The 10,926-nt window shown below is 69.4% G+C and carries 8 protein-coding genes; 3 read left to right on the top strand and 5 right to left on the bottom strand.

The annotated features are described in order from the left end of the window. On the bottom strand, nucleotides 1-217 hold a 217-nt coding region (locus H8R17_RS42705; RefSeq protein ID WP_187828572.1), incomplete at its 3' end, for a helix-turn-helix domain-containing protein. 200 nt (nucleotides 218-417) lie between these two features. Between H8R17_RS42705 and H8R17_RS42700 the strand changes: the two genes are divergently transcribed. Together H8R17_RS42700 and H8R17_RS42695 are read left to right on the top strand one after the other, a co-directional pair. Further along, a complete protein-coding gene (locus H8R17_RS42700; RefSeq protein ID WP_187828571.1) occupies nucleotides 418-1,254 on the top strand; it encodes a methylenetetrahydrofolate reductase in 837 nt (278 codons plus the stop codon). 568 nt (nucleotides 1,255-1,822) lie between these two features. Continuing rightward, nucleotides 1,823-2,470 carry a GntR family transcriptional regulator gene (locus H8R17_RS42695; protein WP_316959715.1) on the top strand — a complete coding sequence of 216 codons (648 nt, stop codon included), beginning with the start codon at nucleotides 1,823-1,825 and terminating at the stop codon, nucleotides 2,468-2,470. 382 nt (nucleotides 2,471-2,852) lie between these two features. Here H8R17_RS42695 and H8R17_RS42690 read toward each other — a convergent pair whose 3' ends face one another. The 4 genes from H8R17_RS42690 to H8R17_RS42675 all read right to left on the bottom strand — a co-directional run bounded on the left by H8R17_RS42690 (nucleotide 2,853) and on the right by H8R17_RS42675 (nucleotide 10,347). Next, complete coding sequence (locus H8R17_RS42690) at nucleotides 2,853-5,810, bottom strand: heterodisulfide reductase-related iron-sulfur binding cluster (protein WP_262505964.1); 2,958 nt, start codon at nucleotides 5,808-5,810, stop codon at nucleotides 2,853-2,855. Nucleotides 5,811-6,036: 226 nt separating this feature from the next. After that, nucleotides 6,037-7,026 carry an electron transfer flavoprotein subunit alpha/FixB family protein gene (locus H8R17_RS42685; RefSeq protein WP_187828570.1) on the bottom strand — a complete coding sequence of 330 codons (990 nt, stop codon included), beginning with the start codon at nucleotides 7,024-7,026 and terminating at the stop codon, nucleotides 6,037-6,039. After that, entirely contained in the window at nucleotides 7,023-7,793 is a 771-nt protein-coding gene (locus H8R17_RS42680; RefSeq protein ID WP_187828569.1) for an electron transfer flavoprotein subunit beta/FixA family protein, read from the bottom strand. Before H8R17_RS42680 ends, H8R17_RS42685 begins: the two co-directional genes overlap by 4 nt. A 49-nt stretch (nucleotides 7,794-7,842) precedes the next feature. Beyond that, nucleotides 7,843-10,347, bottom strand: a complete 2,505-nt coding sequence (locus H8R17_RS42675; RefSeq protein WP_187828568.1) for an FAD-dependent oxidoreductase — start codon at nucleotides 10,345-10,347, stop codon at nucleotides 7,843-7,845. A gap of 266 nt (nucleotides 10,348-10,613) precedes the next feature. Here H8R17_RS42675 and H8R17_RS42670 point away from each other — a divergent pair. Beyond that, nucleotides 10,614-10,926 (top strand): tetrahydrofolate dehydrogenase/cyclohydrolase catalytic domain-containing protein (locus tag H8R17_RS42670; protein WP_316959714.1); only part of this gene is annotated, 313 nt, incomplete at its 3' end.

The following is a 10,926-nucleotide window of genomic DNA, read 5'->3' as shown; positions in this document are numbered from 1 at the left end:
CGCGCTCGCCCGCCTGTTCCACGAGGCCCCGCACCTCCAGGGCGCCGAGCAGCCGGAACGCGGTGGATTTGTGAACATCGATCTCGGCGGCCACCTCGCTGACGCCCGCCTCGCCGCGGTGGGCCAGGATCTCCAGGACGCTGATGGCACGGTCGACCGACTGCACGCCGCCAGCATGTGAATTTGAGGTTTCGGCTTCAGGTTTATAGTTGCGCATAGTGCAACTATACCCACTGTAAAAAACGCTACTTCAAGTAGCGATGGCGAAATGCGCCTCTCTGAACGTTCCGTCTTTCGCAACCTGGTGCGTATGGAGCTGCCACGGCCTGCGCATCCACGGCGCCAGCGAGACGAGGGGTCATGGCTCTCTTCGATGGCGGGTCGGCCGTCAAGGCCACCCAGGAGGTGGGGTAGACGTTGGGTACCGCAGGGTTGCGGGCACTGCTGCGCGGCGTTCGCTACGAGGTGCTGCCGGCGAAGGCGACCGAGGACAAGGTCCTCGCCCATGTCCCGCACGATGTCGTCGTCACCGTGACCGCGTCACCGGTCAAGGGCCTGGAGCCGACCCTCGATCTCGCCGCCCGGCTCGCGGCGCACGGCTACCGCGTCGTCCCCCACGTGCCCGCGCGGCTGCTCCGGGACGACGGGCATCTGAAGGAGGTCGTCGACCGGCTCCGGGAGGCGGGCGTGGACGACGTCTTCGTGCCGGCGGGTGACGCCGACCCGCCGGCCGGGGTCTACGACGCTGCGCTGCCGGTGCTGCGCGGACTGAGCGAGTTGGGCAGGCCCTTCACCCATGTCGGGGTCACCGGTTATCCCGAGAGCCATCCGCTCCTCCACGACGACATCACCGTCCAGGCGATGTGGGACAAGCGCGAGCACGCCACGTACGTCGTGAGCAACCTGTGCTTCGACCCGCGGGTGCTGGGGGCGTGGGTCGCCCGGATGCGACGCCGGGGCGTCACCCTGCCGGTCCATGTGGGCGTCGCGGGACCCGTGCAGCGGGCAAAGCTGCTGGCGATGGCCACGAAGATCGGCGTGGGGGAGTCGACGCGCTTCCTCACCAGGCACGCCTCGTGGTTCGTGCGCTTCGCGGCACCCGGAGGGTATTGCCCGGACAGGCTCCTGGCCCGTACGGAGGGGGCCCTCACCGTACCCGGGGCGGGCGTGGCCGGCCTGCATCTGTTCACGTTCAACCAGATCGCCGAAACGGAGCGGTGGCGCCGCGGGCTGCTGGACCGGCTGGGCGGCTGAACGGATGAGAAGGACCCCCTGGTGCACCTGGAAGCGTCAGGAGGTGCGGAATTCGCCGTCGTCGCTCAGCGCGCCAAGTTCCAGGACGGCCTTGCGCCGGTATTTCCCCAGCGGGCGCCAGTGAGGCCGAGGCGGTCGTCGGCCACGCGGCGGCGGATCCCTTCGACGCCCCCGGTGGCGATCGGCCGGCAATTGAGGGGTGCGGCCTTGTAGTCCGGCCCGGGGCACCACCTCCCCCCGGGCACCGGCAGCGCGCGCCACTTGACACCGCGGCAGGACGCCGCCCGGGGCGAGGGGCCGACCAGGTCTCCGTCGGGCATCACATGGCCAACCTCCGCCGCAAGGGCGGCCTGTGCAAGGATCTGGAGCGAGCGTGTCGTCTGCTGGCGCTGCACTTCCGGTATCGATCACGGACGGATCTCCGGATCCGCCTCCGTCGGCGAGCGCTCAGTACGCTGGCCACAGGCAGCTGATATATTTGAAGTATGTCAGAGGTAGTACGGTGATGCCAACAGCCCCGCGCGAGAGAAGAGACGGCCGAAAGATGAGCAGCTCCGAGGTCTCCCCCGTGACCGACTCGGCGCCGATGTCATTGGCCGACCTGGCCTACGAGCGCCTCCAGGATCGATTGATCATGCTCGACATCCGGCCCGGTGAGCCGATCAACGACAACCAGCTTGCCACGGAGTTCGGCGTCGGACGCACACCCGTTCGCGAGGCGCTCAAGCGGCTCGAGACCGACCATCTCGTGGTGTCTTACCCGCGCCGGGGCACATTCGCCACCTTCATCGACGTGACCGAGCTCGGTGCGATCTCCGATATCCGCGAGCAGCTCATGCCGTTCGCGGCACGGCGGGCCGCGGTCCACGCCAGTAGCGATATGCGCGACGCGCTGCGAGCCAAGGCCGACGAGGTGAGGAACCTTGAGAGCCCTCGCGGTGACCACACCGCACTGATGCGGATGGACATGTCGCTGCACCGGCTCATCTACAAGGCGGCCGGCAACCCACACCTGGAGGACGTGCTGATCCGCTACGACAACCTGGCCACTCGCATCTGGTGCCTGGTCATCGATCGGCTTCCTGACTTCGCACACCACGTCACCGAGCACGCGGACCTGCTCGACGCCGTCGCTGACGGTGACGCAGACCGCGCCGAGCACCTCACCCGCGAGCACATCGCCGGCTTTGCCCGTGAGATCCGCGGCGTGCTCTGATCGTCTGCGAGCTCGCCGGCTGGTTGCCGGACCGAGACTTCCCCTTGCGCGGGTGGGCGCCTGCGCCTCGCTGTGCGGCCTGTGCGGCGCCGCCGCGCAACTGGTAACGCGGCCGGCCTTGCGCCAGGAGCGACCGGCTGTCCATCCCCGCCGAGCACCATGTCGACAAACACGACATGCTCCGGCTGGTCATCGTCCGAGCCCCGGACGGCAACGAACTCGACGGCTTGTTCGTCACCACCGGCCTGGCCTCTGAGCGCCGGCCGGGCCGCAGGGTCCAGGGCCTGGCCGGCCGCTCGGACGCCGCGTCAGCCTGGACGAGCAACGCCCCCATGCCTGGAATCCGGCATGGGGGCACGCGGTCTTTGGTCGGACGGAGCGATCAGTCGTCGAAGAGGCCCTTCGGCTTCTCCGGGGTCTCGTTCAGCTCCGGCTCGGTCTCCGGCGCAGTCTCCGCCTTCGGCTCGGGCTGCGCCACTGGCTCCTGGGTGGGCGCCGGAGCCGGTGGCGTCGCCTCCGGGATGTCGAAGAGCGACCTGCCTCCGGTCAGGGTGGTCTCATCGACGTCGGCCAGGTCGGCGGTGGCCGCGACCGGGGCCGACTCACCGGGAGCCGCCGGCTCCTCCTCGATGTCGAAGAGGGAGCGCGACGGTGTGGGGTTCGGGGTGGCTTCGGCTGTCGGCTCCTCATCGGCCGGGATGTCGAAGAGCGACCCGCCTGGGGTGGCCGGCGTGGTGGGTTCGGTTGTGGGTTGGTCGAACAGTGAGGCGCCGGGAGCCGGTGTGGCAGGTGCCTGGTCGAACAGTGAGCTGTTCGCGGTGGCAGACGTGGTGGCTTCGGTTGTCGGTTGGTCGAACAGTGAGCCGTCGGAGGCCGGCTTCGCGGGTGCCTGGTCGAACAGTGAGCTGTTCGCGGTGGCAGACGTGGTGGCTTCGGTTGTCGGTTGGTCGAACAGTGAGGCGCCGGGAGCCGGTGTGGCAGGTGCCTGGTCGAACAGTGAGCTGTTCGCGGTGGCAGACGTGGTGGCTTCGGTTGTCGGTTGGTCGAACAGTGAGCCGTCGGAGACCGGCTTCGCGGGTGCCTCCTCGAACAACGACGGGCCGGCGGCGCCGGAGGCGGCGGGCTCGGCCGGGGCAGCGGCAGGGGCAGTCGGGACAGCCGCGGCGGCGGGCGTCTTCTCGGCCTTGGTCGCGGCCTCACCACCCTTGACCGAGGCGAGCAGCATCTGCGCGACGTCGAGGACCTCGACCTCCTCGCGGGCCTCGGACTTGGCCTGGAGCGCCGTGACCCCGTCGGAGAGCATCACCCGGCAGAACGGGCAGCCGACCACGACCTGGTCGGCGCCGGTGCCGACGGCCTCCGTGCTGCGGTTCATGTTGATCCGCTCTCCGAGGCTCTCCTCCATCCACATCCGGGCGCCGCCGGCCCCGCAGCAGAAGGACCGCTCCGAGTTGCGCTCCATCTCGACGTACGACGCGCCCGGCAGCGCCTGCAGCAGCTCACGCGGTGGGCTGTAGACCTGGTTGTGCCGGCCTAGGTAGCACGGGTCGTGGTAAGTGATCGACCGCTTGTTCGCGCCGTCCCCGGAAGCGACCGGCCTCAGCTGGCCCTCGCGCACGAGCCGGTTGAGCAGCTGGGTGTGGTGGACGACCTCTAGCTCGATGCCGAAGGCCTTGTACTCGTTCTTCAGTGTGTTGAAGCAGTGGGCGCAGGTCGCGACGACCTTCTTGACCTTGAACTCCTTGAAGGTCTCGACGTTCTCCTGGGCCAGGGCCTGGTAGACGAACTCGTTGCCGGCGCGGCGGGCCGAGTCGCCGGTGCAGGTCTCCCGGTTGCCGAGTACGCCGAAGGAAACGCCGGCCATGTGGAGCAGCTCGGCCACCGCACGGGTGGTCTTCTTGGCCCGGTCCTCGAAGGCGCCGGCGCAGCCGACCCAGAACAGCCAGTCGACCGACTCCAGCGACTCAAGATCCTCGCCGACCTCCTTGACCTCGAACGGCAGGCCCTTGGCCCAGTCCATGCGCGCGCTCGGCGCCATGTTCCAGGGGTTGCCCCTGTTCTCCAGGCCCTTGAAGAGCTGGTTGAGCTCGGCAGGGAAGTTCGACTCGATGAGTACCTGGTAGCGGCGCATGTCGACGATGTGGTCGACGTGCTCGATGTCGACCGGGCACTGCTCGACGCAGGCGCCGCACGTCGTGCACGACCAGAGCACGTCCGCGTCGACGACGAAGTCGCCCCCCTCGGGGTTGTAGAACCCCTCGCCCGCATCGCCCTTGCCGATCAGGGCCCGCTCGGCGTGTCCGGCCTGGCCGGCGGCCTTGAGGTAGGTGTGCTCGCGCAGGCCCTTCATCAGCAGCTTCGGCGAGAGCGGCTTCTCGGTGTGCCAGGCCGGACACTGCGACTGGCAGCGACCGCACTCGGTGCAGGTGGTGAAGTCGAGGAGGCCCTTCCAGGAGAAGTCCTCGACCGCTCCGACGCCGAGCGCGGTGTCCTCGTCGAGGTCGTCGATGTCGTCCAGGGTGACCGCCTTGCCGCCGACGGCGAGTGGCTTGAGCGCGCCCAGGGCCGTGCGGCCCGAGGACTCACGCTTGAACCAGATGTTGAACCAGGCGGTGAACCGGTGCCAGGCGATGCCCATGGTCAGATTGCGGCCGATCACGATCAGCCAGACCATCGCCATCGCGATCTTGAAGAACGCGATGAAGTAGACGAGGTTCTCGTTGGCGCCCTGGCCGGCCGGGTAGAGCGCCTCACCGAGCCAGGAGGAGAGCGGGAAGTGCGCGCGGGTCGCGTGCTCGTGGTCGGCGAGGTGGAACTCCGCGCCCCGGATGAACAGGATCGCCGCACCCTCGAACAGGGCCAGGTACTCCACGAAGTAGGCCTGCCAGAACGTGGAGCCGAAGAACCGGCTCCCGCGGCCCTCGCTGCGGGGGTGGTGCTTCTGCCGGTAGACGATCAGCCAGACGATGCCGATCGTGCTGAGCGCGCCGATGAACTCGCTGAACCACTCGAAGGGGTACCAGTGGCCCACGATCGGCCACGCCCACTCGGGGTCGAACAGCTGGAAGTAGGCGCCCAGCACCGCGGTGCTCAGGAAGAGGAACGCCGCGAACACGAACCAGTGCATGACGCCGACCCAGGCCCATTGGAGCATCCGGGTGTGCAGCACGGTCTCCTTGAGCATGGTGACCGTACGAGCGACCGGATCGTCGGTGCGGCTCGGGCTCGCGGGCTGGCCCATCCGGATCACCCGGAGCATGCTGCGGACAGCGGGTATCAGGACGAACAGGGCGGCCAGCGTGAGCGCCAGCGACGCCACCAGGGCGAAGATCTGCATCATGGCTCCTCAGGGACGGTCTTCTGGCCGGAGGTCGTGCCGAGCGTCGCGCGACCCGCGCGCCGGGGTGGCCAGGTGACCAGGTGCATACGGTCCAGCGAGTGGAGGAGGCTACGGCTCCCTTGCAGGTGCCGCAGCCTCGCTCCAGGGCGATGAGCTGCTTCGCAGCGGCGGCGGGGTCCGCGGTTCCCGCTGCGGCCGGTCACTCAGCAGCCTCTCGTCACGGCCCTCAGCCGGTCACCCCGCGCGACTTGAGCTCTTCGATGATCGCGGGGACGACCTCGTGCATGTCGCCTACGACGGCGTAGTTCGCCTTGGTCATCATCGGCGCCTCGGGATCGGTGTTGATGGCGAGGATCGTCTTCGACGACGCGCAGCCGGCCCAGTGCTGGATGGCACCGGAGATCCCGCAGGGGACGTACAAGTCCGGGCTGATCCGGGAGCCGGTCTGGCCGACCTGCTCGTGGTGGGGCCGCCAGCCCAGAGAGGTGACGACCCGGGACACCCCCACCGCGCCGCCGAGCAGCTCGGCGAGCTCGGCGACCGCGCCGAAGCCCTCCGGACCACCCGCCCCGCGGCCGGCGCCGACGACGACCCTCGCGGACTTCAGTGAGTCGGAGTGGTCGACCTCCTTGGTGCCCGTCGCGACGACCCGCGCCACCAGGTCGGACTCGGCCACCTCGGGGGTCACCTCCACCCAAGCGGCGGGCGACGCGCCCTCCACCGGCGACACGGCCCACGAGTGGCCGGCGACGGAGAAGACCGCGGGCCGCTGGTCGAGCTTCATCTCCTCCAGGGCCGCCCCGCCGACCACCTGCCGGGTCACCACGAACGGCGCCAGGCCGTGGAACGCGGTCGCGTTGGCAGCCATGGGCACGTCGAGCCGGGCGGCCAGATGCGCCAGCACCTCGTTGCCTCGGGGCGAGCCCGCGGCGGTGACCACGACGGAGCCGGTCGACTCGCGGATCGCCTGCAGTGCCGCCGCCCAGGCGGCCCCGGCGTATGACGTGAACGCTTCGCCCACCGCGTGGTGGATCTCGGCCGCGCCGTGGGCGCCGAGTTCGGCCGCCAGCGCGTCGCGGTCCTCGACCGCGCCGACCACGACCGCGCGGATGGCGATGCCACCTCCCTCGGCCGCCAGCGACCGGGCGAAGGCGAGGGTCTCCAGCGAGATCTCGCTCGCGGCGCCGTTCTCGGTCTCGACCAGCACCAGAATCATCGGGTCACCCCCAGCTTCTCAAACAGGTCCGCGACCGCCGTGGCCGCCTCCGTGCCCTCGCCCAGCACCTCGACGGTCGACGGCGCGGGCGGGGGCAGCAGCAGCCGCACCCGGTTCGCTCCGGCGGGCTCGGCCGACAGGGCCCGGGTCTCGATCTCGACCTTCTTGGCCGCCATCCGGCCCCTCAGCGTCGGATAGCGCGGCTCCACCCCGCCCTCCAGCACGGTGGCGACCGCGGGCAGCGGCAGCGAGTAGGTTTCCTCACCGCCGGGGCCGTCGCCGCGGGCGGTCAGGTGGCCGTCGGCCACCTCGACCGTCGACACGCCGTTGACCACCGGCCGGCCGAGCGCGTGGGCCAGCCGGATGCCCACCTGGAAGTCGCCGCTGTCGGCGGCGTCATTGCCGAGGAGGATCAGGTCGTACGTCGTGCCCGCGGCCTCCTTCTCGCGCACGACGTGGGCGATCTCCCGGGCCACGTCGGCCGGTCCCAGCCGGGCCGGCTCCGCCTCCACGAGCACGGCGGCTTGGCAGCCGAGTGCCAGCGTGTCCCGCAGCTGCTCGGCGGCCTCGGACGGGCCGACGGTCAGCAGCGTGACCGCACCGCCGGTCGCCTCGGCGGTCTGGACCGCCAGCTCGACCGCACAGCTCTCGTGGTTGCTCACGGTGAAGCCGACGTACCTCCCGTCGACGCCCTGCTGGTCGTCGGTGAGCAGGACCTCACCGGAGGAGTCAGGGACCCGCTTGATGCAGACCAATACGTTCGTCATCGTTCACCTCTCGTGGTCTCGACAGGCCCGACCACTGACAGCACCGCCATCAGCGGATCCGCTCGTTGTCCGGGTCGAAGGGGGGCGTGGCGTCGTTGGTGAGCACGGTCACGGGGTAGAGCTCCTCCATGTAGGAGACCGCGAGCTCGTTGCCGACCCGCGCTTCCTCGGGCGGCAGGTACGCCATCAGCAGGTGCTTGCCCAGCAAGGGGGCCGAGCCGGCGGCGGTGACGTAGGGGCGGTGGCCGTGCCCGTCGACGAGCGCCTCGCCGGAGCGGGTGAGGATCGGCTCGCCGCCGAGCATGTACCGCTTCACCCCGGACGCCGACGTGTGGTCGTCGACGGCCAGCGTGCACAGCACAGCCGCGGGCTCACCGGCGCGCTGCTCGAGGTAGGCCTCCTTACCGATGAAGTCGGCACCCTTCACCTTCGGCCGCTGCATGCCCGCCTCGACGATGGTGCGCTCGGCGTCGAGTTCGTGGCCGAAGGCCCGGTAGCCCTTCTCCATCCGTGCGGTGGTCACGTAGACGCCGATGCCGACCGGGCGGGCGCCGTGCGGCGCGCCCGCCGCGAGCAGCTTGTCCCACACCGCCGCGGCCTGGTCGAAGGAGACGTACAGCTCCCAGCCGAGCTCACCGACGTAGGAGATACGGGAGGCCAGCACGGGGATGCCGTCGACGTCGATCTCGCGGCAGTTGAGGAACTTGAAGCCCTCGTGGGACACGTCCGCATCGGTCAGCTGCGACAGAATGTCGCGGGCCCGCGGGCCCCACAGCCCGATCGTGGAGACCCGATCGGTGAGGTCCTCCAGGGACGCGTCGTCGCCGAGCTGGTCAGCGAACCACTTCTTGTCCGCCATGCCGTGCGCGCCGCCGGTGACGACCCGGAAGTGGTCCTCACCCAGGCGCATGACGGTGAGGTCGGAGACGAACCCGCCCTTGCGGTCGAGTACCGGGGTGTAGATCACCTTGCCGACCGGCACGGCGCACTGCGCGACGCAGGTGCGCTGTACGGCGTCCAGCGCGCCGGGACCGGTGATGTCGAACATCGCGAAGGCGGTCAGGTCGATGACGCCCGCGGCCTCGCGCATCCGCAGGTGCTCGGCGTTGATGATCGGGCTCCACCAGCGCGCGTCCCACTCGTGCTCGCGCGGCATCACGCGGTCGCCGTACACCTCGAGGAGGTCGGCGTTGGAGTCGTACCACTGCGGCCGCTCCCAGCCGACCGCCTCGAAGAAGACCGCACCGAGCTTCTTCTCCGACTCGTGCATCGGGGAGAGCCGCTGCCCGCGGTCGGACTCGTACTGCTCGGCGGGGTGGACGATCCCGTAGGTCTTGATGAACGACTCGGTGGTGCGCAGCCGGGTGTGCTCGCGGCGCATCTGGTGGGGGTAGAACCGGGCGATGTCGCTGTGCGCGATGTCGATCTCGCTGTGGCCGTGGGTCATCCACTCCGCGACCGCGCGTCCGACGCCCGGGCCCTCCTTGATCCACACCGCGGCCGCCGTCCACAGCCCCTTCACCTCGCTCTCACCGAGGATCGGGTTGCCGTCGCAGGTCAGCGACAGCAGGCCGTTGATCGCGTACCGCATCTCCGCACCCTCGGCACCCAGCAACTCGGGCATCAGCTCGTAGGCCTGCTCCAGCTGCGTGTCGAAGTCCTCGGAGGTGAACGGCATCTCGGTGGGGCTGAGCTTGGCCTGATCGATGCTCGGGATGTCCTCCGGCTCGTGCAGGATCGCCCGGTGGGCGTAGGACCCCACCTCCATGTCCGCGCCGTGCTGGCGCTCGTAGCAGAAGGTGTCCATGTCCCGGACGATCGGGAAGTTGATCTCGCCGGGCAGCCCGGTCAGCTGCGGGCAGGGGCCGACCGAGATCATCTGGTGGACGGCGGGGGTCAGCGGGATGCTGATGCCGGCCATGTCGCCGATCTTCGGGCTCCACACGCCGCTGGCGATCACGACGTACTCGGCCTCGATGTCGCCCTTGTTCGTGCGCACCCGGCGGATCCGTCCGTCCTCGACGTCCATGCCGAGCACCTCGACGCCTGGCACGCTCGTCAGCGCGCCGCTCGCGATGGCGCCGTCGCGCATGATCGTGCCGGCACGCAGGGAGTCGACGACGCCGACGCTCGGGGTCCAGAAGGCGCCGATGAACTGGTCGGCCTCGATGAACGGCACCTTCTCCTTGACGAAGGCGGGGTCGACCAGGTGCGACTCGATGCCCCAGGCCTTGGCGCTGGACATCCGGCGGCGCAGCTCCTCCATGCGCTCCTCGGTACGCGCGATCTCGAAGCCGCCGGACTCGGTGAAGACGCCCAGCTCCTTGTACTGCCGCATCGAGTCCAGCGTCAGATCGGTGATCTCGCGGGAGTGGTCGACGGGGAAGATGAAGTTGGAGGCGTGACCGGTCGAGCCACCGGGGTTGGGCAGCGGGCCCTTGTCGATCTGCACGATGTCGCGCCAGCCGAGCCGGGCCAGGTGGTGGACCAGGCTGTTGCCGACGATGCCGGCACCGATCACGACGCACTTCGCCTGCTGCGGAACCTCTGCCATGGTGGCCTCCCTCAAGGTGACACGCAACTGATATACTAGTTGTTGCCAAGCTACATGGCAGACAGTCGACGGTCAAGGGGCAAATCTTCCGGGTTTCAGGAGAGGACCAGAACCCCTTGACGGCCTTGATCTATCACGCTTCACTCACTTGTATATCAGTTAAATGCCAGGCGGAGGAGGGGCGGTGACGTGCATGAAGTGCGACGACCATGTAGCCGCCTTTGGGCCGGCTCTCACCGTCGACTTCGAGGGAAGGAACACCGCCCGTGAAAGCACAGCTGCTTGACGGCAAGGCGACAGCCGCCGACATCCGCCACGAACTGGCCGCGCGCGTGGCCAAGCTGACCGCCGCTGTCGGCCGCCCGCCCGGACTCGGTACCGTCCTCGTCGGTGACGATCCCGGCAGCCGCGCCTACGTCGCCGGGAAACACCGCGACTGCGCACAGGTGGGCATCGCCTCCCTCCGCCGCGAGCTGCCCGCCGACGCCACCCAGCGGCAGGTCGAGGACGTCATCGACGAACTCAACGCCGACCCGGCCTGCACCGGCTACATCGTCCAGCTTCCGCTGCCGCGCCACC

The organism is Streptomyces sp. TRM68367 (assembly GCF_014495685.1).
Classification (GTDB): Bacteria; Actinomycetota; Actinomycetes; order Streptomycetales; family Streptomycetaceae; genus Streptomyces.
The sequence above is the reverse complement of the archived record's forward strand: the minus strand, read 5'-3'. Positions and strand labels throughout refer to the sequence as shown.